This window comes from Ornithinimicrobium sufpigmenti (genome assembly GCF_004322775.1).
Taxonomy (GTDB): Bacteria; Actinomycetota; Actinomycetes; order Actinomycetales; family Dermatophilaceae; genus Ornithinicoccus; species Ornithinicoccus sufpigmenti.
This window is the reverse complement of record NZ_CP036403.1, coordinates 329,942-354,274: the sequence shown is the minus strand read 5'-3', so window position 1 is coordinate 354,274 and position 24,333 is coordinate 329,942. Positions and strand designations below refer to the sequence as shown.

The following is a 24,333-nucleotide window of genomic DNA, read 5'->3' as shown; positions in this document are numbered from 1 at the left end:
TACTGTACCTGTCATCGCAGGTCACATGCTTGCGACGCAGGTCAGCCAGTCGGTGAACGTGCGGGAGTGATCTTTTCAAATCCTGTCACCCCGACCACACACGAGGACCGCTGACCTGCAGGCCAGCGGTCCTTGTCGTCACTGGCGCCGAGCGTTTGCGACAGTGTGCGTTCACTGCAGTGAGCGTCGGTGCCGACCGGCACCCGTGGCTCAGTGCCCCTCGCCGAGCTGGCCGGTCAGCAGCCCGTGGCGGGCGGCGGAGGACCAGTTGAGCCCGACGATCTCCACGCTCTTCCCGAGCCGCTCGTACTTCGTCTGGACGGCGTCCAGGGCCGCGACGGTGGAGGCGTCCCAGATGTGGCTGTCCGACAGGTCGATCACCACACGGTCGGGGTCGCCGCTGTAGTCGAACTGGTAGACTAGGTCGTTGCTGGTGGCGAAGAAGAGCTCGCCGGAGACCTTGTAGGTGCGTACGTCGGGCTCGCCGTCGCCGTCGCCGTCCACGTCTGTCTCGACCACCTTGTCGACGGAGGCGAAGTGGGCCACCCGGCGGGCGAAGAGGATGATCGCTGCGTTGACACCGACGATCACGCCGTAGGCCAGGTTCTCGGTGATGACCGTGACGGCCACGGTCAGAAGCATGACGACGTTCTCGCTGTGCGGCATGCGCCGCAGGGTCGCGGGGTGGATGCTGTGCCAGTCGAAGGTGGCCACCGAGACCATGACCATCACCGCCACGAGCGCGGCCATCGGGATCATCCCGACCAACGGCCCGGCGCCGAGCACGAGGGCGAGCAGGAAGACGCCGGCCAGGAAGGTCGAGATCCGGGTCCGCGCGCCGGAGACCTTGACGTTGATCATCGTCTGGCCGATCATCGCGCAGCCACCCATGCCGCCGAAGAGGCCGGAGGCCACGTTGGCCACGCCCTGGCCCCAGCTCTCCCGGGTCTTGTCCGAGTGCGTGTCGGTGATGCCGTCCACCAGCTTGGCGGTCATCAGCGACTCCAGCAGGCCGACCAGGGCCATCCCCAGCGCGAACGGCCCGATGATCTGCAGGGTCTCCAGGGTCAGCGGCACGTTCGGGATGAACAGCTCGGGGAGGGACTCGGGCAGCTCACCCTGGTCCGCGACGTCCGGCAGCTCCCACCCGGCTCCCCACATCAGCAGGGTGATCACCACGATGGCCACCAGCGGGGCCGGGACGACGGTGGTGACCTTCGGCAGGCCCACCATGATGAGCAGCCCCAGCACGACCAGCGGGTAGACCAGCCACGGCACCCCGATGAGGTACGGCAGCTGGGCCAGGAAGATCAGGATGGCCAGCGCGTTGACGAAGCCGACCATGACCATGCGGGGGATGAAGCGCATCAGCTTGGCCACGCCCAGGACCGCCAGCACGATCTGCAGGATCCCGGCCAGGATGACGGTGGCGATGAAGTAGTCCATCCCGTACTCGCGCGCCACCGGCGCGATGACGAGCGCGACCGCCCCGGTGGCCGCGGAGATCATCGCCGGCCGGCCACCGACGAAGGCGATGGTGACCGCCATGACGAAGCTGGAGAACAGCCCGACCCGGGGGTCGACACCGGCGATGATCGAGAACGAGATCGCCTCGGGGATCAGCGCGAGCGCCACGACGAGGCCGGCCAGCACCTCCGTCTTGAGCCGGCGGGGGTTGCGCAGTGCGGCGCGCGTGGAGGTCTCACGTTCGCCCGCCTCCGGCACGACACGGGTATGCGGCTGCTGGCGCACCTCGGTGGTGCGGGGCTCGGTCATGGGTCTCCTTCGGGCAGGGTGCGGCGGCTGCTGGGCGACCCGTCCGCGATGTCGCTGTGCTGACCGGATTGTCCCACCGCACCGTCAGCACCGACGACGTGCGAGGTCAGCAACCGTGCAGCACGGCCACCGCGTACGGCACGCCGATCGAGGCGCCGACGGTCGACAGGGCCGTCAGGACGAGCAGGAAGCCGGCGACCGGGACCATGCCCGCCCAGCCCCGGGCCGGTTGCACCAGGTGCTTGATCCGTTCCGGCCCGGCCGCGTGCAGCACTGCACCGGGTTCGGTCAGGAGGCCGGGCGCGGCACGCTCGCCGAGCTGGGCCAGGGCGCTGACCAGCGCCACGGTCCCGGTCCGGCGGCGGGCAGCGTCGTCGGCGGCGATCTCCAGGTAGCCCGGGAGCGCGCTCGCGACGGCGGCGACCAGCGGCACCCAGCGCAGATGCCGCCCGAGGCTGGAGGCCACGGCCTCCAGCGCGTGATGATGCTGCCTGCGGTGCGCCGCCTCGTGCGCCAGGACGGCGTGCAGCTCCTCGGGCCCGAGCAGGCGCAGGGTGCCCGTGGACAGCGCGATGCCACCGTGCCGGGCCGGGAAGGTCAGGGCGAGCGGCCGTTCGTCAGGGACGACCACGACGTCATACCCGAGCACGCGCTGCCGGGAGCCGCCCGCGAGCACCGTGCGGGCCGCGGCGCGGGAGGCCCGGTCGCGGCGCCGCCAGTCTCGCGCCACCGCAGCCACGAGCAACCCCCCTGCCAGCACCGAGGGCGCGATGAGCAGGACTGCAGGCACGCCGGCGTCGATCTGTCCCGCCAGGAACGGGTTGGCCGCCTGCACGCAGGCCTGACAGACCCGGGTGGCCGGCTCGGGCAGGATGCCGGGCCCGGTGATGACCCACGCCAGGAGCGGGCCCAGGGCAAGCAGGGACGTGGTCCAGAGGATGACGCCACCCATCAGCAACCCCAACGCAGCCCGGGGTGCGCGTACCAGTGCCGGGGTCGCGGCGCGGACCACCCGCGGGCCCAGGACGGCGGACGCCAGCAGGACGAGGACGAGCACGGCGACCAGCGCCAGTGGGGCGACCGCCCCGGCGGACACGCCCTGCTCCAGGCCGGGGCCGGTCACCGCTCCTGCCCAGGCCCACGCGCCGCGAGGTAGTCGCGCAGCAGGGCCAGGTCGCTCTCCGGCATCGAGTCGACGAAGTGCAGGATCGAGGCAGCACGGTCCTGGCTCGTGTCCAGCAGCCGGTCGATCTGGCTGACGGTGTGCTCCTGGCGGCTGAGGCACGGGACGTAGCGGGTCGACCGTCCCTGCCGGTCAGGACGGACCATGCCCTTACGGCCCAGGTTCTGCAGGACGGTCGCGATGGTGGTGTATGCCGGCGTGGTCGGCAGCTGCGTGATGACCTCCCTGACCGTGGCCGGGCCGTGGTCCCACAGCACATCCATCACCCTGGTCTCGAGCGCGCCCAGGCGTGGAGCCCCAGGAACCCCTGCCTCCGCGCTCACCCGGCCACCGCCGCAACGCGTGAGGGCTGCGGGCAGACGACCTGACCGCGCAGGCGCCAGACCAGGGCCACGGTGATCAGCGCCAGACCCAGCACGCCGAGAAAGGGCTGCAGCGGCGCGAACCAGGTGATCGCGCCGCTGTAGCCGAGCGCGAGCAGGGCGATCTTGTTGCACACGGGGCAGCCGACGGCGAACCACGCCAGCACTCCTCCGGCGAGGCCGTACCGGCTCTGGCGCTGGTCCTCCGGCGGCTGACCGGACCGACCTGCGGTCGCCCGGACGTAGGTCGCCACCAGCATCCCCGACAGGCCCGCGGTCAGCAGCCACACGGGGTAGTTCCACCAGACCGGCGGGATGTCCCGGCCGAAGACGGGGTTGGGGATCAGGACGGTGGCGAGGCCGAGCAGGACCGCCAGGCCGGCGCCGGCCAGGACCGCGACGAGCACCTGACGAGGGCCCCAGGAGCGCAGACCCGCGAGTGCGGGTCGCAGATATCGGTGTGCAGGGTCCGGACGCATGGGCCCCATCATGCACGACGACGACTATGGAACCTAGTCGACTATGTGTCATAGTCGACGGGTCCCCCACCGATCCGAAGGAACTGCCACCATGCCCACCAAGCCCTCCCCCACCACGCGTACGTGGGCGTTCCCTGCCGTCGTCGCGGTGGTGGTCGCCCTCCTGGTCACCCTGGTGCTCACCCTCGACCGTGGCGGGGCGGCGTCCGACGGTGTCAGCCAGGCCGGGACCGACCCGACAGCCGCGGAGCAGGATGCGGGCCCGGCCGGACAGGATCCGCCGACCGAGGTCCAGGGACCCGTCCAGCCGGACCTGACCGATGTCGAGCGTCGGGACGAGGAGGACGTGCTGACGGCGGGACCGGTGGACGCCCCCGTCACCCTCGTCGTCTTCTCCGACTACCAGTGTCCGTACTGCGCCCGCTGGCACGAGGAGACCCTGCCGCTGATGATGGAACGGGCGCAGGCCGGAGAGCTACGGATCGAGTGGCGCGACCTCAACATCTTCGGCGAGGCCTCGGAACGCGCGTCTCGCGCTTCCTACGCCGCCGCACTGCAGGGGGCCTTCTGGGACTACCACGACGAGCTCTACCCGGGCGGCGAGATCCGCCGGCCCGACGGGCTCACCGGCGAGGCGCTGGTCGCGCTCGCGGGAGAGCTGGGCCTGGACACCGAGCAGTTCGCCGAGGACATGTCCTCCGCACAGACCCAGGAGCAGGTGCGACAGAACGCGCAGCTGGGGCTGGACCTCGGCGCCTACTCGACCCCCACCTTCGTCCTGGGCGGCCAGCCGCTGGTCGGGGCGCAGCCGAGCCAGGTCTTCGTCGAGGCGGTCGACGAGGCCCTCGCCGGGGCGCGGTAGCTCGTGGACGTCGGACTGCTCAGCGCGTTCGTGGGCGGTGCCCTGGCCCTGCTGAGCCCCTGCGCTGCCCTGCTGCTCCCCGCCTTCTTCGCCTCCACGGTCGGCTCCGGCCCCCGGCTGCTCCTGCACGGCGCGGTGTTCTACGCGGGGCTGCTCGTCGTGCTCATCCCCCTCGGGGTCGGAGCCGGGGCCCTCGGCTCGCTCTTCGCCACCCACCGGCAGGAGATCGTTCTCGGCTCGGCACTGCTGCTCATCCTGCTGGGGCTGGCCCAGGTGGCCGGACTGGGTTTCGACCCGGCCCGCATGCTGCCGGGCGCCACCCAGCTGCAGGCCCAGGCGGCCAGCTCCACCGGGCTGCTCAAGACCCTGCTGCTGGGGGCCGCCAGCGGCATCGCCGGCTTCTGTGCCGGACCGGTCCTGGGTGCCGTCCTCACCCTGGCCGCCGCGCGGGGCGACCTGCTCGGCGCCGGTGGCCTGCTGGCCGTCTACGGCGCGGGCATGGTGGCGCCGCTGCTGCTCATCGCGGCCACCTGGCGCCGGTTGGGCCGGCGGGGCCAGTCGATGCTGCGGGGCCGGACCATCACGGTGCTGGGGCGCGAGCTGCATACCACCTCCGTGGTGACAGGCCTGCTGATCATCGCGGTGGGGGTGCTCTTCTGGGCCACCAACGGGTTGGTCGAGGCACCCGGACTGCTGCCGTACGACGCCCAGGCCTGGCTGCAGGCACGCTCCGCCCGACTGGCCGGCCCTGTCCTGGACATCGGGGTCATCATCGCCGTCGCCGGTCTCGTCCTGCTCATCTGGGACCGGCGACGACGGTCGCGGCATGGTGTCGCCCCTGGCCGCTCGAAGGCGGAGGCGTCATGAGGGCGCTGCGCCGGCCTGCGGCCGCGGCGGTGGCGGCCGTCCTGGCGCTCTCGGCATGCACCGGCGACGCGGGGAACAGCGGGCACACCGGGAGCACTGGGAACACCGGGCACACCGGGCACACCGGGCACACCCAGGAGCCGGACCGCGCCACCGCGCCCAGGACGTCCGTCGTGTCCGGTCCGCAGGTGGTCTCCGAGCAGCTTCCCGACGTGGCCACCGAGGAGCTGTGGCTGCCGCGCAGCGTGGAGGAGCGACGGCTCGTGGCACCCGGTTGGGACGCCGCGCCGCTGCACGCCGAGGGGGTCTTCCTCGGCTGGAGCGAGGAGGGGGCCAGCACGGCGTACATCGCCGTGGACATCCACGGCACCGTGCTGTGGCGCGCCGAGCGGCCGGCCGACGGGTCGCGCGCTTGGCTGAGCCGCACCAGCACCGGTCGTCCGCTCGCGGTGCTGGCCCACGACGACGGACCGGGTGTCGTCGCCGTGCACGCCTACGACCTGGAGACGGGCGAGGCGGTGTGGGGACCGGTGCAGTCCTCGGGGCCGTTGCCGGGAGGTGGGCTGGTTCTCCAGAGCGAGGGCCAGGAAGGGGGCCAGGAAGGGGGCCAGGACGCGAACCCGGCCGCCCTGGACCCTGACACGGGCGCCGTGATCCCGGCCCCACCCGGCGCCCGCCTGGTCGGCCAGCACGACGGCGTTCTGCTGACCGTGCAGGAGGGCGCCCTGCACGCGTCCGACGCCCGCTCGGGCAGGCAGAGCTGGCAGACGCAACTGGCCGACCATGGTCTGGATCCCGCTGCCCTGCGACCGGGCACCGGTGAGCAGGAGCCAGGCCTCGCCCTGCTCGACGCCGACGGCGGCGGCGGCGGCGGCAAGGTTGTCGTGGACCTGGCGGACGGCACCGTCCTCGGCACCGCCGCCACGTCGGCCGGCGTCGACGAGGCGACAGGCGTCCGCGTCGTGCACGAGGGTGCGACGCTGCGCGGCGTGGACCCTGCCGGCATGGAGCTGTGGTCACAGTCGGTCTCGCCGGACGTCCTCCTCCTCGGGGTGGGAGGGGTGTTCGCCTACGTGCGGGAGGGAGACACGGTGCGTGCGCTGAACGTCGTCGGCGGCGACGTCGTCGAGGCCTACGACCCGGCCGGTCAGGGTCGGATCGTGGTGCCCTGGGGGTTCGGGTCCCTGGGCACGGCCAGCCTCATCGACGGCGATCGGCACCTGCTGGCGACCGCACCGGAGGAACCGTCGGCACCCTAGTCCAGGCCCAGCGCACGAGCCCCCGTGACCTGTGCCGCACGCAGCGCGTCGGCCACCGCGACGCCCGCGACGGACACCGCCCAGCGCACGCCGTGGGCGAGGGTCCGGGTGCTGCCCGCGAGGGCGCCGGTCGCCCGAAGCCGGGCCACACCGTCCTCGACCACGACCTCAAGGGTGCCGAGACGGTGCCGGCCGTCGCCCAGGCCGGTGGCGGCCGTGGCATCGGAGACGAGGGCGACGGCGTCGGGCCCGACGGTCTCGAAGACCATGCGCACCACCTCGGCGGCCAGGTGCACGCCGTCCGCGATCAGCTCCACGACCGCCTCGCCGGCCGCCGCGGCCCGGAGCCCGGCCGCGGCTGGCCCGCCGGCACGGTGGTGAAAGGGGCGCATCCCGTTGAACAGGTGCGTGACCAGGGCCGGTGCCCCCTGCAGGTCGGCGATCAGCTGCAGGTGCCGGGTCATCAGGTCCGCGGCGGCGTCCGTGTGGCCGAGAGCGGGGCGCACACCCAGCTGCACGCACCGGCGGATGAGCCGCTCGGCTCCAGGCAGCTCGGGGGCGAGGGTCAGGTGGCGTATGGCGTGCGGCGCGCCTCCCTGCGCCGCCCTCTCCACGAGGCGCTCGAGCAGGTCAGGGTCCGGGTCGGCGAGGACGGCCGGGTCGTGCGCCCCCCGCTGGGCCGAGGACAGGAACGGCCCCTCCAGGTGCAGGCCGGCGATCGTGCTGTCCCGGACGAGGGGGAGGAGGCGGTCCACCTGCTGCTCGAGCTCGTCTGGCCTGGCCGAGACCAGACTGGCGACGACCGTCGCGGTCCCTGACGTCTGGTGGTGGCGGACGGCCGCCCGGGAGCCGGCCCCGCTCCGGCCGAACTCGTGGCCCACCGCGCCGTGGCAGTGGATGTCGACCAGGCCGTCGATGTGCACAGGAGCCAGCACCATGATCAGGACGACTCAGCCGTTGAGGGACGCGGCGCACCGAAACCCCAGGTGGGTGGTGGCCGAGTCCCGCTCCTGGGGCTGGCGGGCAGGGGGGCGGTAGCGCAGGCAGTACTCCGGGGCGCACAGGTGGGACCCGCCCTTGACCACGAACGCGTCGCGGGGGCGCGCCGGCCCGGTGTGCGGACGCCGCGGGTCGGCAGGGACGCAGCACGGCGACGCCGCGGCGTCGGGGTGGCGGGTCCAGCGGTCGGCGGTCCACTCCCACACGTTGCCGATGAGGTCGACCGCGCCGTAGCAGTTCGCCGGGTAGGAGCCGACCGGTGAGGTCGTGGCCCACCCGTCCTCGGCGGTGTTCCGGTAGGGGAAGGATCCCTGCCAGGTGTTGGCCAGGTGACGGTCTTCGGAGTACCGGTCCTCGCCCCAGGCGTAGGCCGCCTCCCCACTGTCCCCCCGGGAAGCGCGCTCGTGCTCGGCCTCGGTGGGCAGCCGGAGGCCGGCCCACCTGGCGTACGCCTGCGCGTCCTCCAGGCAGACCTGCGTGACCGGATGGTCACCCCGGTCGGTCCGGGCGTCCGAGCCGGGACCCTCCGGGTGTCGCCAGGACGCGCCCGGCACCCACGACCACCACCGCCCGGGGTCGTTCAACGGCACCGGCCCGGAGGTCCCGGTGAAGACCAGCGCCCCAGGCACGAGCACGCTGGGGTCGTCGACCTCCGGGTAGTCGCGCGGGTCCGGGACGCGCTCCGCCACCGTGACGTAGCCGGTCCCTGCCACGAACCGGGCAAACTCCGTCACGGTCACCGGCGCCTGCTGGAGCAGGTAGTCCGACACGCGGACCGGGTGCGCGGGCCGCTCCTCGGGGTAGAAGTCGTCCGACCCCATCACGAACTGGCCCCCCGGGACGAGCACGAACCCGGGCGGAACCTCGTGCTCGCTGCCTGTGGTGCTCAGGTCTCCTCCTCGGGCTGGACGTCGGTGCCCGGGTGGTGGAGCTCACCGGACCCGCCGGCGGTCGGCGCCCCCGGCTCGAGGTCATCTCTTCGGTAGCGCACCTCGCGGGTGCCGAAGAGGTTCAGGTCGAACGGTGCCTCGTCCTCGCCCACCTCGGTGTCGACGAGCCGCGTCAGCTTCTCCAGCATCGCGGCGACCAGCTCCTCGTCGTAGTCCGGGTGCCCAGGGTCACCGATGTTGCGCATCTCTCCGGGGTCGGCCTCCAGGTCGTAGAGGGCGACGTCGGAGGTGGCGTGCAGCCCCTCCACAGTCTCCGGTATGCCGTACTGGGTCGGCGAGAACCAGCGCACCAGCTTGTGCCGGCCGTCGGAGACGGCCCGGTAGAAGGTGCGTTTGTCCATGTCGGGCGCGCCGTACTTCTCCCCCGCCCGCAGGCAGTCCTCCAAGGTCCTCTCCGGGCCGTCGCCCAGCTGCGCGAGGTCGCTGAGCGCGCCCTGGATCGCCCACTCGGGGTCGAGCATGTTCAGGCCGTCCCACATCAGCAGGGCGCCGTCGCCGGGCTCCGAGGCGGAGCCACGCGGCGGGTCGGCCCGCCGGGGGTCGTCGAAGACGGGCCGCAGGTTGCGGCCCTTGAGGGCCGGGTAGCGATCCTGGATCTCGCCATCCTCGAGCCCGGCGTACGACAGGAAGGTGGTCGCCAGGTCCAGGTGCGAGCCGACCGCGTCCGACTGCACGCCGCTGGGGCACCAGGGGGAGACGACCGTCATGTTGACGATCGAGGCCTCCTGGAAGGGGATGGCGCCCTTCTGCGCCATACCGTGCGCCCCGTTCATCTCACCGTGGTCGGAGGTCAGCACCACGACGGTGTTGCGCCATAGGTCCTGGCGATCCAGCTCGTCGAGGATCTTCTGAAATTCCTGGTCGACCATCCGCAGGCAGTTGATCAGGTAGTTGCGGCGGGCCAGCCACAGGTGCTCGCGCCCCTCCGGGATCCGGCCGTAGTTCCACTCGGCGTTGCGCTTGTAGGACCGCACCCCGTAGGGCTGGGCGTCGAGGTCGTCGTAGAAGTTGTCCGGCAGCTGCACGTCGTACTGGCGCATGAAGCCGAGGCGCTGCGGCGCGTGGGTCAGCGCTCCCATGGCGCCGTTCTCGTGCGCCTGCTCCTCCTCGCCGGCGCGCAGAAACATGATGTCGTGCGGGTTGACCATCGAGGAGATGAGCAGCCAGGGCTGGTCCTTGGGCCGGGTATGCCGCAGCCAGTCGACGGTCTCGAAGGCGACCGCCCCGTCCAGCTGCTCACCGTGCAGGGGTGCGCCCCAGTTGTCGCCCCAGGACTGGTAGTCGGAGAAGCCGTAGTCCTCCAGCGCGTCGGGGTGGCGGGCGGGGTGGGACAGGTGCCACTTGCCCTTGAACGCGGTGTAGTAGCCCTGGTCGCGCAGCATGGTCCCGATGGTGGGGACGTCCTCGTCGAGGACGTCGGTCCACGCGAAGTTGGTGTTGTCCCACAGCCCGATGTTCTTGGCGTGCTGGCCCGTCCACATCGTGGCCCGCGAGGGCGTGCACTGGGGAACCGTGCAGTACTGGTTGCCCAGGCTGACGCCTGCGCCGACCAGCCGCTGGATGGCCGGCAGGTCCACGCCCGGCGGCAGGTCCATGTGCACGTCCCACTGGTCCATGCACAGCACCAGGATGTTGGGCCGGTCATCGCGCACCGTGTCTTCGTCGGCCATGTCACTGCTCCTGACTCGTCACGTTGAGCATCGGGTGACGACGAAGATGGTCACACCCCACGCGCCCAGCGCCTGGAAGAACTCCTCCACCTGCGTCCTCGCACATCCGGAAGTTCGGTGACCCGACCTCTGTCGTGCCTTCACGGTAACGGCCGTCCCCGGCCAACGCCCCCTGACAGCGCACCCTGACAAGAGCACGACAAGGGCACGGCACAGGCACCAAGAGGGGCACATGGTGAAGGCGCGCGGGACCTGGCCAGGGAGGCGGACGGCTCTACCTGTGCGGCAGGCGGGCCCATGCGGGCCGCCGCCCTCTTCGTCGCCGCGCTGGAGGGGGCGGGCGAGCTGGACCGGGTATGCCGGGTGCGGACCGAGCTGTTCGGCTCGCTGGGTGCGACGGGGCGGGGCCACGGCACCGACCGTGCGTCCTGCTGGGCTGATGGGTGAGGACCCGGAGACCGTCGACGTCGCCCTGGCCCTGGCCCTGGACGTGGTGGACCGCACCCGGGAGAGCGGCAGCCTGCAGCTAGGCGGACGGCATACCGTGCCGGTGGACGTGGACCAGGACGTGGTGCTGCACCGGCGTGTCTCCCTGCCCGGCCACAGCAACGGCATGCGGTTCACCGCCTACGGTGCCTGCGGGGAGGGCGACGTGCTGGCCGAGGGCACCTACTACTCCGTCGGTGGCGGCTTCGTGGTCGACGAGGCCGCCCTGGAGTCCGACCGGCTCGTCGAGGACACCACGCAGGTGCCCTACCCGTTCTCCACCGGCGACGAGCTGTTGGACATCTGCCTGCGGCACGACCTGCGGATCAGCGACGTGGTGCTGGCCAACGAGCTGACCTGGCGCTCGGAGCAGGAGGTGCGCGACTACCTGCTAAGGGTCTGGGCGGTCATGCAGAAGTGCGTCGACGCCGGCTGCCGCACCGAGGGTGTCCTTCCCGGCGGGCTGCAGGTGCGACGGCGGGCTCCCGGGATGGCGCGCCGGCTGAGGGAGATGGCCGACGACCCGTCGATCGGCCCCTCCGACTGGGCCAACCTGTACGCCCTCGCGGTCAACGAGGAGAACGCCGGCGGCGGCCGGGTCGTGACCGCGCCGACCAACGGCACGGCCGGGATCATCCCCTCGGTCCTGCACTACTACAGCCGCTGGTGGCACGACGACAGCCACGGCAGCGACGACGACGCGGTCGTGCGTTTCCTGCTCACCGCGGCCGCCATCGGGATGCTGTGCAAGATGAACGCCTCGATCTCCGGCGCCGAGGTCGGCTGCCAGGGCGAGGTGGGCTCGGCCAGCGCGATGGCCGCCGCCGGTCTGTGCGAGGTGATGGGCGGCACCCCGCACCAGGTCGAGAACGCCGCGGAGATCGGTATCGAGCACAACCTGGGGCTGACCTGCGACCCGATCGGCGGCCTGGTCCAGGTGCCCTGCATCGAGCGCAACGCGATGGGCTCGATCAAGTCCATCAACGCAGTCCGGCTGGCCCTGCACGGTGACGGCGAGCACTTCGTCAGCCTCGACCAGGTGCTCCGCACCATGGCGGACACCGGCCGGGACATGCACGAGAAGTACAAGGAGACTTCGCTCGGCGGGCCTGGCCGTCAACGTCATCGAGTGCTGAGGCCTGCGCTGTGGCGGGGGCGCCAGTTGCTAACCTGACGCGCATGCTCGACCACGGTGGGTGCTGCTGGCGCGGCCAGGGTGCGCCGGGGGCAGACGCGTGAGCCTGGTGTGGACGCTCGGCCTCGCCGCTGTGGCGGTCCTGGCCAGCTTCCCCCTCACCCGTTGGCTGGGCCGGCAGGCTGGCTGGCCACTGGCGGTCATCTACCTGGCCGCCGCCGCCGCCTTCTGGCCCGCGATGGTCGAGGTGATGGACGGGAGGACCCCGGAATGGTCGGTCGCCTGGGTGCCTGACCTCGGTGTGGACCTCGCCCTGCGGGCCGACGGCATCGGGGTGCTGTTCACGTTGATCGCGCTGGTCATCGGCGCGGTCGTGCTGGTCTACTCCACCGCCTACCTCAAGGCCGGCCGCAACCTGTCGTTCTACCTGTTCATGGCGGTCTTCACCGTCTCCATGGTGGGGCTGGTCCTCACCGACGACCTGATCAGCCTGTTCCTCTTCTGGGAGCTGACCTCGCTGGCCAGCTTCCTGCTCATCGCCCGGTCCGGCTACAGCGCCGAGGGTGCCTCGATGCGCACCCTGCTGATCACCTTCGTCGGCGGGCTCACGCTGCTCGCCGCAGTCGCCGTCATCATCGCCGCCACGGGCACCACCCGGATCTCCGAGGCGCTGGCCAGCACCGCGTGGACCACCTCACCCGGGCTGGCGTCCACGGTGGCCCTCCTGGTGCTCATCTCGGCGTTCACCAAGTCGGCACAGTTCCCCTTCCACTCGTGGCTGCCCGACGCGATGGCGGCAGCCACCCCGGTCAGTGCCTACCTGCACGCCGCCGCGGTGGTCAAGGCCGGCATCTTCCTGCTGCTGCGCTTCTCCCCCGCCTTCCACGACGTCCCGGTCTGGAACATCGCGCTCATCACGGTGGGCCTGCTGACCTGCGCCCTCGGCGGCTGGTTCGCCTGGCAGCGCACCGACCTGAAGAAGCTGATGGCCTACTCCACGGTCAGCCAGCTGGGGCTGATCGTGGCCACCATCGGGGTCGGCACCGAGCTGGCGCTGACGGCCGCGACGCTGCACATCATCGCCCACGCCCTCTTCAAGTCCGGGCTGTTCATGATGGTCGGCGTCATCGACCACTCGACGGGCACCCGCGACGTCCGGCGGCTGCCCCAGCTGCGGACCGCGATGCCGCTGGTCTTCTGGACCACCGTGCTCGGCGCCGCCTCCATGGCGGGCATCCCGCCCATGCTCGGTTTCGTCTCCAAGGAGGCGGTGCTGGAGGCCCTCGGCGAGGCCCCTGGTGCCACCTGGGTGGGCTGGGTCGCGTTCGTCGCGGGCGCTCTCGCCTCGGTCCTCACCTTCGCCTACAGCGCCAAGCTGGTGTTCAACGGCTTCGTGGACGGCCGCGGGCACGCGCGCTGGCCCGAGGACCGCCCTCTGCACGCGACCCCGCCGACGCTCGGCATCCCGGCCGCCCTGCCGATCCTCGCCGGCCTTCCTCTCGCCCTGTTCGTCGGCGTCCTGGACACGCCGGTCGGGCAGGCGGTCCGGGCCGGGCTGCCCCATACCTCTGCCGCGCCGCACCTGGCTCTCTGGCACGGTGTCAACGCCGCCCTGGGCGCCACGCTGCTGATCCTCGCCGTGGGCGCCGTCATCATCGCCCGCCGCCGCACGCTCTTCCCCGCCGTCGAGGCGACCACCCCCGCGTGGGACGGCGCCGATGTGCTGGAGTATTTGACCGTCCGGGTCGCCCGCGCCGGGCGGTCGCTGGCCCTGCTGGTGCGGGCCGACAACCCCACCCGGCACGTCGCACCGATCGTCGGCTCGGTCGGCCTCGTCCTCGGCGTCGGCTCGCTGATCCTGCTCTCCGGCGGTCACCTCGCCCCACAGCACCCCGGCCTGACCCACGCGGTCGACGCCGTCGTGCTGGTGGTCATGGCTCTCGGCGTCTACGGGGTATGCCGCTCCCGCTCCCGGCTCGCAGCAGCGGTGAGCCTGTCCGCGGTGGGGGTGGCGATGACCGTGCAGATCTTCGGCCTGGGCGGGCCTGACGTCGGCCTGACCCAGCTGCTCGTCGAGGCCCTCTCGATCCTGATGATCATGCTGGTGCTGCAGAAGCTACCGCTGACCTTCCGGCGCGAGCCCCGCTTCGGCCAGCGGTGGGCGCTGGGCCTCGCCGTCACCGTCGGCATCTCGGTCGGGCTGGGGGTGTGGGCGCTGACCGGCCGCCGGGAGCGCAGCGATGTCGCCGACTACTTCCTCACCGAGGGCCCGGAGATCACCGGTGGCTACAACGTGGTCAACACCATCCTGGTGGAGTTCCGCGCCTTCGACACCCTCGGTGAGCTGACCGTCCTGGGCATGGCCGGCGTCTCGGTGGTGGCCATCCTGTCCACCCTCGGCCGGCGCTACCTGGACCCGCCCCGCGAGGAGGACCACAACTACGTGCCGCCGCCCCGGATCCCGCTGCGCGGGGTCGGCACCCCCGCCTACCGGGCGATCGAGGGGTCCTGGGGCAACGCGGTCCCGATGCAGCTGCTGGTGCACGCGACCACCCCCCTGCTGGTGATCATCTCGGCCATCGTCTTCTGGCGCGGGCACAACTCCCCCGGCGGCGGCTTCATCGCCGCCCTCATCGGGGCGGCCGTGGTGGCCCTGATGTACCTGTCCGCTGCCCGCGACCGGACGATCGGCCCGGCGGCCGCGCCGCGCCTGCTCATCGGCGGCGGAGTCGCGATCGCCGTGCTCACCGGCCTGTGGGGCCTGCTCGGTGCCGGCTCCTTCCTGCAGCCCATCGCCGGCGAGGTGCTCGGCATCAAGCTGACCACCTCCCTCGTCTTCGACATCGGCGTCTACGCCGCCGTGCTCGGCCTGGTCATGGCCGCCTTCAACCTGCTCGGGGCGCCCAACGAGCCGGGACCGGTCAGCGTCGACGAGGCCGCGGGCGGGGCTGTCGACGGAGATGTTGACGGGGCCGGCGACCGTGCCAGGCAGATCGCGGAGGACGGTTCGCCCGATGACGGTAAGACCCGGCCCAGGGTGGGTCCCAAAAGTACCTACCTGGCCGACGGTGTGCCGCCCCCAGGCGCCGAGCCGCTCGCGGAAGGAGTCGACCGATGATCCTGCCCATCACCATCGCGGTCCTGGTCACCGGCGGCGTCTACCTGCTCCTGCAGCGCGGGATGATCCGGATCATCTTCGGGCTCACCATGCTCGGGCACGCGGCCAACCTCATCCTGCTCTCCACCGGCGTCACCGCCTGGCGCGGCGAGCCGCTGCCCGACCGGGTCGACACCGCGCTGGCCACCGACCCGCTACCGCACGCCTTCGTGCTGACCGCGATCGTCATCGCCTTCTCGGTGACCGTGCTCATGCTCGCCCTGGCCGCGGTGGGCCACGACGACGACACCAAGAAGATGCCGCAGATCGGGGAGGTGCACGACCGGTGAGGGCCGACCTGCTGCCGCTGCTCATGGGCGGCCCCCTGCTGCTGGCGGGGCTGCTGGTCATGTGGCCGCGCAGGCTCCTCGAGCGGGTGCTGCTCGTCCTGGTCCCGGCGGCCTCGTTGGTGGCCGGGGTCACCCTGCTGCTCCAGCACCGCAGCGAGCCGGTCATCGCCCACCAGGTCGGCGGCTACATCCCCGGCATCGCCATCCCGTTCGTCTCCGACACCCTGTCGGCGCTGATGATCGTGGTGACGGCCGCGGCCTCGCTCGCCTGCGTCTGGTTCCTCATGGTCACCGGCGAGGACCGGATCCGCTTTGTCCCGCCCCTGATCCTGGTGATGCTCGGGGGCGTCAACGGCGCCCTGCTCACCGGCGACCTCTTCAACTTCTTCGTCATGGTCGAGGTCATGGTCCTGCCCTCCTACGCGCTCATCGCAGTGACGGGGACGTGGCGGCGGCTCGGGGTCGGCCGGACCTTCGTCGTGGTCAACCTCCTCACCAGCAGCGTGCTGGTGACGGGCGTCGGCCTCGTCTACGCCACGACCGGCTCGGTCAACCTGGCAGTCCTGGTGGGCGCCGTCCATGACAACCCCTCCGCGGCGATCGCCGGTGCGATGGTGATCCTGGCCCTGGCGGTCAAGGGGGCGATGGTCCCGGTGCACGGCTGGCTGCCGGCCACCTACCCCGGCACCTCCGCCGGGATCATGGCGCTGTTCTCCGCGCTGCACACCAAGGTCGCCGTCTACGCCATCTACCGCGTCTACTCCACGCTCTTCGAGGGTCAGGCGCCGTGGGCACTGGTCCTTGCCCTCCTGGTGGCGCTGACCATCGTGGTCGGCTCCTACGCCACCTTCGGCGAGCACATCATGCGCCGGGCCCTGGCCTGGCAGATGATCGCCGGCGTCGGTCACATCCTCATCGGCGTCGTGCTGTTCACCCAGCTGGCGCTGTCGGCCGGGCTGTTCTACATGCTGCACCACATCGTCACGATGGGAGCCCTGCTGCTCCTCGCCGGAGCGATCGAGCAGGTCTACGGCAGCGGACGCTACGCCCGGCTGTCCGGGCTGATGCAGCGCGACAGAGCCACCGCCATCTTCGTCGTCTTCGCCCTGTTCTCGCTGGTCGGGCTGCCTCCCTCAGCCGGCTTCTTCGGCAAGGTCGGACTGATCCAGGCCTCGGCCGGGGCTCAGACCTGGGAGGGCTGGCTGATGCTCACCCTCGTGCTCGTCGGAGCCATCGCCAGCATCATCGCCATGCAGCGGCTGTGGGCCGGGGTCTTCTGGGGCCCGCCCATGGAGACCTACCGGCCCGACCGGGACGGCCCGGGCCGGGCACGCAGCGTCCCGCTCACCTCGGACGTGCGCGTGACCCGGCAGCTGCTCGCACCGGGCGCCGCCCTGGTGGTCCTGCAGCTGGCCATGTTCGTCTTCGCCGGGCCGCTCATGTCCATGACCCGCCGGGCCGCTGAAGGCCTGCTCGACCCGGCCGCATACATCCAGGCGGTGCTCGGATGATCAACCCACTACGCATGGTTGGGTATGCGGCCTGGATCGCCAAGGAGATCATGGTCGGCGCCGTGGACATCGCCAAGGACGCCCTGACCCCGGGCGTGGCCATGGACCCCGCGATCGTCGAGCTGCCGCTGCGCTGTCGCACCGACCTCGAGGTGAGCCTGATGGCCTCCTCGATCACCATCACCCCGGGCACCGTCACGTTGGGCGTGGCGCCCGGGGACGCACGCCACCCGCCCACTCTCTTCGTGCACGCGATCTACGGCTCCGACCCGGACGAGGTGCTGCAGGGGCTGCGCGACATGGAGGACCGGCTGCTGGCGATGACCCGCGGCCGGATGGCGGAGAGGAGCCCACGGTGACCTGGATCGCCACCCTCGCCATCGGGATCCTCGCCGTGGCCGCGGTCCTCGGTGTGGTCCGCCTCTACACCGCCCGCGACGACGCCAGCGTCGCGGCCGTCAGCGACCTGATCTACTTCTGCGGGATCGGGATGGTCTGCCTCGGCGCGGTGCTCGTCGGCTCCTCGATCACCATGGACGTGCTGGCCATCGGCTCGCTGCTGGGCATCCTGGCCACCGTGGCCCTGTCCCGCATCCTGACGAGGGGGCGGCGCTGATGCTCGTGCTGATCGGTCTCCTGTGTCTCACCGGGGCGTTCTTCGTGCTGGTGAGCGGCATCGCGATGTTCAAGGCCCGCGACGGCCTCAGCAGGGTCAACGTCCTGTCCGCCGCCACTGGCGTCGGCATGCCCTTCCTCGCGATCGGCGTCTACCTGCGCGTCCTTCAGACCGACGGCTTCCTCTGGCTCGACCTGGTCAAGCTCGTCATCGCCATCCTGGGCTTTATCATCATGAGCTCGGTGGCCTCCAACGCCCTCACCCGTGCCGCCTACCGCTCCGGCGCCCCGATCGACCCCCATACCTCACCCAACGCCCTGGCCGACGAGTCGCCGGACCGGCGGCCCTAGGGCAGCCAGCCCAGCAGCGTGTCCACCCTCGTGTCGGTCGCCACGACCACGGCCTCTGTGTCCAGCCGTCCCCGGAACTCGGTCGGGGTCGAGTTCTGCGCGTCGACGACGTAGACGTTGCGGCTGCCGCGGGAGGCGTACTCGACCACGGCCACGTGCTGCCCGTCCGGGGAGAAGGCCGGGCCGACGAGGCTGAGCGTGCCGGAGGTGACCTGCCTGGGCTCGCTGGTGCCGTCCAGGTCGCCCGCCCAGACCTGGGCGGTGATGTCCGGGTGCGAGTTGGTGCCTTCCGGGACGTAGGCGTAGGCCAGCTGGGTCTCGTCGGCGCTCAGAGCCAGGTGCTGTGGCCGGCCGCCCCTCCACGTCTCCTCGTCGAAGCCGAGGAGCAGGGACATGGTGACCTGCCCGGTGTCCTCCTGCAGCCCTTCGAGCGCGACCCCGACCACGCCACCGGCCGCATCTGCCGGAGCCGCGCCGAGATCGGCGACGTAGACCAGGCCGTGCTCCTGCGACCACAGCAGGTCATCACCCACCAGACCCAGCGTCCGGTCGGTGCGGTCACGGCCGCTGAAGACGACCTCGTCGGTCCGGCGGTCCACCACCTCGAGGTAGACGGACGGCCCATCCGCGATGAGCGCCGCGAAGTGGGTCCCGTCCGGGCTCGCCGCGAGGGCACGCACCCGGTTGGCCAGCTCGGTGCCTGGCCAGGAGTACTCGTCGACCGGCAAGCCGTCCCCGGACCCGTCGAGGCGGTAGCCGCGGACGGTGAGGGGCTCGGGCCCCAGGGGCAGCCACGCGGTATGCAGCAGCGGCTCTCCCGCCTGACCGCGCTGGAGCGTGGCGGTGTGGCCGGCCTGGAAGTCGGCCTGGTCGAGCAGCTCCTCGGCGGACCCGTCCGGCAGGTCGACCTGGTGGATCCCGATGACGGCCTGGCCGACGAGGCAGCCGGAGTGCGCCACCTCCTGCGTCTTCGTCCTCGGCCGGGTAGCGGTGCCCGCGTCGGTGCCGGTCCCGGCTCCGGTCGCGGCATCCGTCCTTCCCCGGGTGGCGGTGGCGGTCTCCGCTCCCTGTCCGCCGCCGTCGGTGCAGCCGCACAGGAGCAGCGCCGCGGACACCAGTCCCGGTACGAGGACATGCCTGGCCATGCTGGTGCGAGGTCCTGCTAGGCAGAGCCGTGGAGGGCGGCCAGCTCGGCCTCCATGACCTGCTCGTCGTCGGCGTCCAGCCGGACGTGCGCGAGCAGGGTGAGCAGCACCCGCAGGGCCGAGGCGGCACGTTCCCCCCACGAGGACAGATAGCTGAACTGCCACCACCACATCGCCTCGGTGACCCGACCGGCGAGGTAGTGGGTGCGGCCGTGCTCGAGGTCGGCGGCCACCGCGACGAGGTCGGCCGACAGCGAGCCGGGCACGACCTGGGTGGAGATGACCGGATCCTCGATGTCGCAGTAGTCGTCGAGCCCGCCCAGCAGCTCGTGCAGGCCTTCCCGGACCGTCTCCAGGTCCGCGTCGGGGCCGGCGTCGGGCTCGAACCGCTCGACCGGGACGACGTCGACCAGGGCACCCACCCGGGCCCCGGCGGCGCACAGCTGCCCGACGGAGAGCAGGAGCAGCGGCAGCGCCGTCTCGGCGGCCGCACCGGAGGCCACCTGCTCCAGCGCGGCGAGGTAGGCCTCCACCTCGGCGTGCATCTGGGCGGCCGGCTGCTCCCAGCCCTCCTCCTCGACGGGCTCGCTCATGGCCCCACCCTAGACCTCGACGAGGGGCCGGGGGGTGGTTCCGAGCCGGGTCAGCGAGTGGCGGCCGAGGGGGTCTGGCCGGAGACCCGCCGGCGGCCCTCGAACGCCCGGCCGAGGGTGACCTCGTCGGCATACTCCAGGTCCCCACCCACGGGCAGGCCCGAGGCGAGCCGGCTCACCGTGACCTCCTCGTAGGGCGCGAGCAACCGGGTCAGGTAGGTCGCGGTGGCCTCGCCCTCCAGGTCCGGGTCGGTGGCGATGATGACCTCGCTGACCGCGCCGTCCGCGAGGCGGGCGACCAGCTCACGCAGGCGCAGGTCCTCGGGGCCGACGCCGCCGATCGGGTTGATGGCGCCGCCGAGCACGTGGTAGCGACCGCGGAACTCGCGGGTGCGCTCGATCGCGGCCACGTCCTGGCTCTGCTCGACCACGCAGATCACCCCGGGGTCGCGCCGTTCGTCCAGGCAGATCCGGCAGCGCTGCGCCTCCGCGACGTTGCCGCACACCTCGCAGAAGCTGATCTTCTCGCGGATCTGCAGCAGGGCCTCCGCCAGCCGGGTGATGTCCTCCGGGTCCGCGGTGAGCAGGTGGAAGGCGATGCGCTGGGCACCCTTGGGACCGACACCGGGGAGCCGTCCGAGCTCGTCGATCAGGTCCTGGACCACGCCTTCATACACAGCAGACCACTCTAGGTGCTGAGGCTGACAGCCAGCGACAGACTCCGACCGGCGGGTCACCGCTCATGATGTCGGGGCGGAGGATCCTCCGTCGAGCTCCAGCAGGCCCGTCAGCGCGGTGCGGAGCTCGTCCACGTCACGCGCCACGGCGTCGGGGGCCAGCGCCCGCAGGGCGTCCTCCTCGCCGGCGCCCCAGGTGACGGCGACCGCGGCCATCCCGGCGGCGTGCGCCGCCTGCACGTCGACGACGGCGTCACCGACGTAGACGCAGTCTGCGGGGTCGATGCCGAGCCGACGGGCACCCTCCAGCAGGGGTGCCGGGTCGGGCTTGTGCGCGGTCGTCTCCAGCAGCCCCACGACGACGTCGACGTGCGGCAGCTCGGTGACCCGCATGCCGTGGCGGACCATGTCGGCGCGCTTGGAGGAGACGACGCCGACCGGGACCTGCCGCTCCTGCAGTGCGGTGACCAGGTCGGCGGCGCCGGGAACGACGGCGATCAGGGTGTCGTGGTGGGCGGTGCTGTGCTCGCGGTAGCGGTCGACGAGGAGGGCACCCTCCCCGGGCCGGTGCGCCTCGAGAGTCTCCAGCAGCGGACGCCCGATCCAGCTGCGGATCACCGCCTCCGTCGGTGCCGGCTGGTCCGGCGCGGTGAGGGTGTGCCGGTAGGAGGCGACGATGAGCGGGATGGTGTCCGCCAGCGTCCCGTCGAAGTCGAAGAGGACCGCGCTCCTGCTCATGCCGGGGTCTCGGGGGCGCGCTGGTTGTACTCGCCGGCCCACTCCTGGCCGCTCATCGCGAGAATGGCGGCCATCACCTCGTCGGTGAGCTCGCGGCGGGCCCGGCCTTGCGGCATACCCCCGAAGCGTCCCGCGACCTCGATCGGGGCGCCGAACTCGACCCGGACCTTGGCCCGCCGGGGCAGCTTGGAGCCCACCGGCATGATGTCCCGGGTGCCCGACAGGGCCACCGGGACGATCGGGCACTGCGCCTGGAGCGCCAGCCAGGCCATGCCCGTCCGCCCGCGGTAGAGCCGGCCGTCGCGGGACCGGGTGCCCTCGGGGTAGATGCCGAAGGCGCCGCCCTCGAGCAGGTGGGCCAGGGCCAGGTCCAGCGACTTCTGGGCGGCGCGGGTGTCGTCCCGGTCCACCGGGATGGAGCCGACCCCCTGGAACCACTCGCGGCTGATCCAGCCCCTGATGCCGGTGCCGGTGAAGTACTCGGCCTTGGCGAGGAAGGCGACCTGCCGCGGCGCCGTGAGCGGGATGACCACGCTGTCGACGAACGACAGGTGGTTGCTGGCCAGGATCACCGGACCCTGCGCAGGGACGTGCTCGGTGCCCACGACCTCGGGTCGCCAGATGACCGTGGCCAGCGGGGTGACGATGGGGTGGAGCAGCTCGTAGATCATGCTGGCCCTCTCAGGCGACCGGCTCGTCGTTGATCTCGATGACGGTACCGCCCAGGACGGTCTCGATGACCGGCTGTCCCACTGCCCCGGACGTGCTGAGGTCCTCGTCGTCGTCGCTGGGCGCGTCCGAGTACTCGTCCACGGCCGCCGGTCCGCGCCTGGCCCTGACCGCCTCCCGCTCCTGAGGGTCCGGACCGCCTGCGCTCGGGGGGCCAGTGCGCACCTCCGGGTGCAGCTGGCCGTCGGTGGGGCGCTCCGCCTGCCGGGCCACCTCCTCCTGCTCCCGGGCGGTAGGCGACCCCTGGGGGGACCGACGTGCGCCGGCGTCCGGGCCGGTGTCGATCTCTGGCGCCGACGACGGCGACTCAGCGTCCTGGGTCGCCCAGGCCGGTGCGGAGGAGCTGCGGGCGGTCTGCGCCCAGTCCGGGCCGGCGTCGGCCGGTGCGCGGGAACCCGTCGCGCCGAGCTGCTCGGCCATCGTCGGCTCCCCCGCGCGGCCCGACCCGCCCTGAGCCTCGCTCGCGGCCCCGCCGCGACCACGCACGCGCACCGGCGGGCTGCTGGCAGGAGGTTGCGCGGACGGGGGCGTGGGCTGACCGCCCCGCGTGCGCAGTCTGCCGCGAGGAGGGGTGTCGCCGCCTGGAACCTGCACACCTGCTGGTGCAGCAGGCGGTGCCGAAGGAATCCTGGACCGACCCGGCGGCTCCTCAGGTACGGGCGGCGGCGGCTCGTCGGGATCGAGGGGTGGCTCGCCGAACTCATCGGGTGGCTCGGGGACCGACGGTGGGCGTCCCGCATCGCCCGCGCCCTGCGCCGGGGGGCGGGTGTGGGGAGCCTGCCCGGCACTCTCTGCCGGCCGCGGCGCGTCAACGCCGGCGACGGTCGCCTCGACCCGCACGTCCAGCGCCAGGGCGTCCAGCACCCCCTGGCGCAGCGCCTCCTCGTTGGAGGTGCCCATGAAGTGCCTGATCCACCGCTCGTCGGGCATCCCGACCAGCAGACGGCGGCCGTCGTAGTCGACGACCTGGATCGACTCCAGCGCCCCGGCGGTGCGTCGGCTGATCTCCCGCACCGCGGTGATGATGTCCGGCCAGTGGCGGCGCAGGGCGGCCGTGTCCAGGTCACCCGGTCGGGGCGGGCCGGCGGGGGCGGGTGCCGGGCCAGGTGCCGCGGCGGCGGCCGAGTCGGGGGCGGGCTCGGAGTACGCAGTCCGGGGCGGAGCGGCGTGTGTGGCCGGCGACGACGCGGAGGCGGCCGGCCACTCGGTGGGCGCGGACCCAGGCCTGACCGGGGCGGGCTGCACGCGCGCGTCGAGGGCAGAGCCGAGCCCGGCCCCCTGCCCTGGCGGCGTCGCGCCACGGACCGGGGCGGCGGTCGGCTGCCCGTCGGCGGCCGGCCCGGCGGCGAGGCGGCGCTCGATCCGGTCCAGGCGGGCGCCATACCCGTCCTCACCCGCAGCGGCGGGGAGGAGCAGCCGGGCCGCGAGCAGCTCGAGCATGAGCCGGTAGGAGACGGCCCCGGCCATCTCGGACAAGCCGCGGGCGACGAGGTCGGCGGCCCGGGACAGCCCGGCCGGGCCGTAGCCCTGGGCCTGGCGGCGCATCCTCTCGACCTGGTCCTCGGGCAGGCCGGGAAGCAGGCCGCCGGCGTGCTCGCCGACGGCGGCCAGCACGATGAGGTCGCGATAGCGCTCCAGCAGGTCCTCGACGAACCGTCGCGGGTCCTGACCGGACTCCATCACCCGGTCCACCTGCTGGAAGACGGTGGCGGCGTCCCCCGCCGCCACCGCGTCGACGACCGCGTCGAGCAGCTCCACGTCGGTGAAGCCCAGCAGGGCAGCCGTGCGCTCGTAGGTCAGCCCTTCCTGACCCGCCCCGGAGATGAGCTGGTCCAGCACCGACAGCGAGTCGCGCACGGACCCGCCTCCGGCCCGGGTGACGAAGGAGAGGACCCCCGGCTCCAGCCGGACCCCCTCCTGGGTGCACAGCTGCTCCAGGTAGCCGGTGAGCCGCTGCGGCGGCACCAGGTGGAAGGGGTAGTGGTGGGTCCGCGACCGGATGGTCGCCAGCACCTTCTCCGGCTCGGTCGTGGCGAAGATGAACATCACATGGGGCGGCGGCTCCTCGACGATCTTCAGCAGCGAGTTGAAACCCTCGCGGCTGACCATGTGCGCCTCGTCGATGATGTAGATCTTGAACCGGGACTGGGCCGGCCCGAAGGCCGCCCGCTCCCTTAGCTCGCGGGTGTCGTCGACCCGCCCGTGGCTGGCCGCGTCGATCTCGATGACGTCGACGGCCCCGGCCCCGTCCCGGGCGAGGGCGACGCACGACTCGCAGGTGCCGCACGGCTCCGGCGTCGGCCCCTTCTCGCAGTTGAGGCACCGCGCCAGGATGCGAGCGCTGGTGGTCTTGCCGCACCCGCGCGGGCCGGAGAAGAGATAGGCATGGTTGACCCGTCCCGTGCGCAGCGCCTGCATCAACGGCTCGGTGACGTGCTCCTGGCCGATGACGTCGGCGAACGACTCGGGCCGGTAGCGGCGGTACAGGGCGGTGCTCAC

General features: G+C 72.3%; 22 protein-coding genes and 1 pseudogene. 10 read left to right on the top strand and 13 right to left on the bottom strand.

Annotation, left to right across the window (positions count from 1 at the left end):
• Positions 1-210: 210 nt before the first annotated feature.
• The 4 genes from ESZ52_RS01655 to ESZ52_RS01640 all read right to left on the bottom strand — a co-directional run bounded on the left by ESZ52_RS01655 (position 211) and on the right by ESZ52_RS01640 (position 3,800).
• Positions 211-1,776 (bottom strand): SulP family inorganic anion transporter, encoded by a 1,566-nt coding sequence (locus ESZ52_RS01655; protein ID WP_131103405.1) that lies wholly within the window; start codon positions 1,774-1,776, stop codon positions 211-213.
• Positions 1,777-1,882: 106 nt separating this feature from the next.
• Entirely contained in the window at positions 1,883-2,899 is a 1,017-nt protein-coding gene (locus tag ESZ52_RS01650) for a M56 family metallopeptidase (protein ID WP_131103404.1), read from the bottom strand.
• Positions 2,896-3,282: a BlaI/MecI/CopY family transcriptional regulator gene (locus ESZ52_RS01645; protein WP_131103403.1), complete on the bottom strand. Its 387-nt coding sequence runs from the start codon at positions 3,280-3,282 to the stop codon at positions 2,896-2,898. The genes ESZ52_RS01650 and ESZ52_RS01645 overlap by 4 nt, the downstream gene beginning before the upstream one ends.
• Positions 3,279-3,800, bottom strand: coding sequence for a hypothetical protein (locus tag ESZ52_RS01640; RefSeq protein WP_238154312.1), 522 nt, complete (start codon positions 3,798-3,800; stop codon positions 3,279-3,281). Before ESZ52_RS01640 ends, ESZ52_RS01645 begins: the two co-directional genes overlap by 4 nt.
• A 91-nt stretch (positions 3,801-3,891) precedes the next feature.
• On the opposite strand from ESZ52_RS01640, the gene ESZ52_RS01635 reads away from it, so the two are divergent.
• From ESZ52_RS01635 to ESZ52_RS19060, 3 genes are read left to right on the top strand one after another with little or no spacing between them, the layout of a single operon-like run.
• A complete protein-coding gene (locus ESZ52_RS01635; protein WP_131103402.1) occupies positions 3,892-4,662 on the top strand; it encodes a DsbA family protein in 771 nt (256 codons plus the stop codon).
• A gap of 3 nt (positions 4,663-4,665) precedes the next feature.
• The gene (locus tag ESZ52_RS01630) at positions 4,666-5,529 is read left to right on the top strand and encodes a cytochrome c biogenesis CcdA family protein (protein ID WP_131103401.1); all 864 of its coding nucleotides are present in this window, start codon (positions 4,666-4,668) and stop codon (positions 5,527-5,529) included.
• The gene (locus ESZ52_RS19060; protein ID WP_181009790.1) at positions 5,526-6,788 is read left to right on the top strand and encodes a hypothetical protein; all 1,263 of its coding nucleotides are present in this window, start codon (positions 5,526-5,528) and stop codon (positions 6,786-6,788) included. The genes ESZ52_RS01630 and ESZ52_RS19060 overlap by 4 nt, the downstream gene beginning before the upstream one ends.
• Here the strand turns inward: ESZ52_RS19060 and ESZ52_RS01620 are convergent.
• From ESZ52_RS01620 to ESZ52_RS01610, 3 genes are read right to left on the bottom strand one after another with little or no spacing between them, the layout of a single operon-like run.
• The gene (locus tag ESZ52_RS01620; RefSeq protein WP_131103400.1) at positions 6,785-7,726 is read right to left on the bottom strand and encodes an N-acetylglucosamine-6-phosphate deacetylase; all 942 of its coding nucleotides are present in this window, start codon (positions 7,724-7,726) and stop codon (positions 6,785-6,787) included. The two genes, ESZ52_RS19060 and ESZ52_RS01620, sit on opposite strands and share 4 nt — an antisense overlap.
• 12 nt (positions 7,727-7,738) lie before the next feature.
• Positions 7,739-8,635, bottom strand: coding sequence for a formylglycine-generating enzyme family protein (locus ESZ52_RS01615; RefSeq protein ID WP_238154311.1), 897 nt, complete (start codon positions 8,633-8,635; stop codon positions 7,739-7,741).
• 38 nt (positions 8,636-8,673) lie between these two features.
• A complete protein-coding gene (locus ESZ52_RS01610) occupies positions 8,674-10,407 on the bottom strand; it encodes a sulfatase-like hydrolase/transferase (RefSeq protein ID WP_131103399.1) in 1,734 nt (577 codons plus the stop codon).
• A 252-nt stretch (positions 10,408-10,659) separates the two neighbouring features.
• On the opposite strand from ESZ52_RS01610, the pseudogene ESZ52_RS01605 reads away from it, so the two are divergent.
• The 7 genes and pseudogenes from ESZ52_RS01605 to ESZ52_RS01575 all read left to right on the top strand — a co-directional run bounded on the left by ESZ52_RS01605 (position 10,660) and on the right by ESZ52_RS01575 (position 17,952).
• Positions 10,660-12,029, top strand: a pseudogene (locus ESZ52_RS01605) (L-serine ammonia-lyase).
• Between the two features lie 99 nt (positions 12,030-12,128).
• A complete protein-coding gene (locus ESZ52_RS01600) occupies positions 12,129-15,146 on the top strand; it encodes a DUF4040 family protein (RefSeq protein WP_131103398.1) in 3,018 nt (1,005 codons plus the stop codon).
• Positions 15,143-15,475 carry a sodium:proton antiporter gene (locus tag ESZ52_RS01595; RefSeq protein ID WP_131103397.1) on the top strand — a complete coding sequence of 111 codons (333 nt, stop codon included), beginning with the start codon at positions 15,143-15,145 and terminating at the stop codon, positions 15,473-15,475. The genes ESZ52_RS01600 and ESZ52_RS01595 overlap by 4 nt, the downstream gene beginning before the upstream one ends.
• Positions 15,472-16,986 carry a monovalent cation/H+ antiporter subunit D family protein gene (locus tag ESZ52_RS01590; protein ID WP_238154310.1) on the top strand — a complete coding sequence of 505 codons (1,515 nt, stop codon included), beginning with the start codon at positions 15,472-15,474 and terminating at the stop codon, positions 16,984-16,986. The genes ESZ52_RS01595 and ESZ52_RS01590 overlap by 4 nt, the downstream gene beginning before the upstream one ends.
• The gene (locus ESZ52_RS01585; protein WP_238154309.1) at positions 16,983-17,345 is read left to right on the top strand and encodes a Na+/H+ antiporter subunit E; all 363 of its coding nucleotides are present in this window, start codon (positions 16,983-16,985) and stop codon (positions 17,343-17,345) included. The genes ESZ52_RS01590 and ESZ52_RS01585 overlap by 4 nt, the downstream gene beginning before the upstream one ends.
• A complete protein-coding gene (locus ESZ52_RS01580; protein WP_131103396.1) occupies positions 17,342-17,602 on the top strand; it encodes a monovalent cation/H+ antiporter complex subunit F in 261 nt (86 codons plus the stop codon). Before ESZ52_RS01585 ends, ESZ52_RS01580 begins: the two co-directional genes overlap by 4 nt.
• Positions 17,602-17,952: a cation:proton antiporter gene (locus ESZ52_RS01575; protein ID WP_131103395.1), complete on the top strand. Its 351-nt coding sequence runs from the start codon at positions 17,602-17,604 to the stop codon at positions 17,950-17,952. Before ESZ52_RS01580 ends, ESZ52_RS01575 begins: the two co-directional genes overlap by 1 nt.
• Here ESZ52_RS01575 and ESZ52_RS01570 read toward each other — a convergent pair.
• From ESZ52_RS01570 to ESZ52_RS01545, 6 genes are all read right to left on the bottom strand, one after another.
• Positions 17,949-19,097: a TolB family protein gene (locus ESZ52_RS01570; protein WP_131103394.1), complete on the bottom strand. Its 1,149-nt coding sequence runs from the start codon at positions 19,095-19,097 to the stop codon at positions 17,949-17,951. The two genes, ESZ52_RS01575 and ESZ52_RS01570, sit on opposite strands and share 4 nt — an antisense overlap.
• Before the next feature lie 17 nt (positions 19,098-19,114).
• Entirely contained in the window at positions 19,115-19,690 is a 576-nt protein-coding gene (locus tag ESZ52_RS01565; RefSeq protein ID WP_131103393.1) for a DUF5063 domain-containing protein, read from the bottom strand.
• Between the two features lie 50 nt (positions 19,691-19,740).
• Positions 19,741-20,367 (bottom strand): recombination mediator RecR, encoded by a 627-nt coding sequence (gene recR, locus ESZ52_RS01560; RefSeq protein WP_131103392.1) that lies wholly within the window; start codon positions 20,365-20,367, stop codon positions 19,741-19,743.
• Positions 20,368-20,430: 63 nt separating this feature from the next.
• Positions 20,431-21,105 carry an HAD family hydrolase gene (locus tag ESZ52_RS01555; protein ID WP_131103391.1) on the bottom strand — a complete coding sequence of 225 codons (675 nt, stop codon included), beginning with the start codon at positions 21,103-21,105 and terminating at the stop codon, positions 20,431-20,433.
• Positions 21,102-21,776: a lysophospholipid acyltransferase family protein gene (locus ESZ52_RS01550; protein WP_131103390.1), complete on the bottom strand. Its 675-nt coding sequence runs from the start codon at positions 21,774-21,776 to the stop codon at positions 21,102-21,104. The genes ESZ52_RS01555 and ESZ52_RS01550 overlap by 4 nt, the downstream gene beginning before the upstream one ends.
• Before the next feature lie 10 nt (positions 21,777-21,786).
• A complete protein-coding gene (locus ESZ52_RS01545) occupies positions 21,787-24,333 on the bottom strand; it encodes a DNA polymerase III subunit gamma and tau (protein WP_131103389.1) in 2,547 nt (848 codons plus the stop codon).

Bases quoted from the DNA above. Each gene is read 5' to 3' on its own strand.
- ESZ52_RS01610 (WP_131103399.1), bottom strand. From the start codon at position 10,407: ATGGCCGACGAAGACACGGTGCGCGATGACCGGCCCAACATCCTGGTG.
- ESZ52_RS01640 (WP_238154312.1), bottom strand. From the start codon at position 3,800: ATGCGTCCGGACCCTGCACACCGATATCTGCGACCCGCACTCGCGGGT.
- ESZ52_RS01620 (WP_131103400.1), bottom strand. From the start codon at position 7,726: ATGGTGCTGGCTCCTGTGCACATCGACGGCCTGGTCGACATCCACTGC.
- ESZ52_RS01655 (WP_131103405.1), bottom strand. From the start codon at position 1,776: ATGACCGAGCCCCGCACCACCGAGGTGCGCCAGCAGCCGCATACCCGT.
- ESZ52_RS01570 (WP_131103394.1), bottom strand. From the start codon at position 19,097: ATGGCCAGGCATGTCCTCGTACCGGGACTGGTGTCCGCGGCGCTGCTC.
- ESZ52_RS01565 (WP_131103393.1), bottom strand. From the start codon at position 19,690: ATGAGCGAGCCCGTCGAGGAGGAGGGCTGGGAGCAGCCGGCCGCCCAG.
- ESZ52_RS01555 (WP_131103391.1), bottom strand. From the start codon at position 21,105: ATGAGCAGGAGCGCGGTCCTCTTCGACTTCGACGGGACGCTGGCGGAC.
- ESZ52_RS01575 (WP_131103395.1), top strand. From the start codon at position 17,602: ATGCTCGTGCTGATCGGTCTCCTGTGTCTCACCGGGGCGTTCTTCGTG.
- ESZ52_RS19060 (WP_181009790.1), top strand. From the start codon at position 5,526: ATGAGGGCGCTGCGCCGGCCTGCGGCCGCGGCGGTGGCGGCCGTCCTG.
- ESZ52_RS01585 (WP_238154309.1), top strand. From the start codon at position 16,983: ATGATCAACCCACTACGCATGGTTGGGTATGCGGCCTGGATCGCCAAG.
- ESZ52_RS01595 (WP_131103397.1), top strand. From the start codon at position 15,143: ATGATCCTGCCCATCACCATCGCGGTCCTGGTCACCGGCGGCGTCTAC.
- ESZ52_RS01635 (WP_131103402.1), top strand. From the start codon at position 3,892: ATGCCCACCAAGCCCTCCCCCACCACGCGTACGTGGGCGTTCCCTGCC.
- ESZ52_RS01550 (WP_131103390.1), bottom strand. From the start codon at position 21,776: ATGATCTACGAGCTGCTCCACCCCATCGTCACCCCGCTGGCCACGGTC.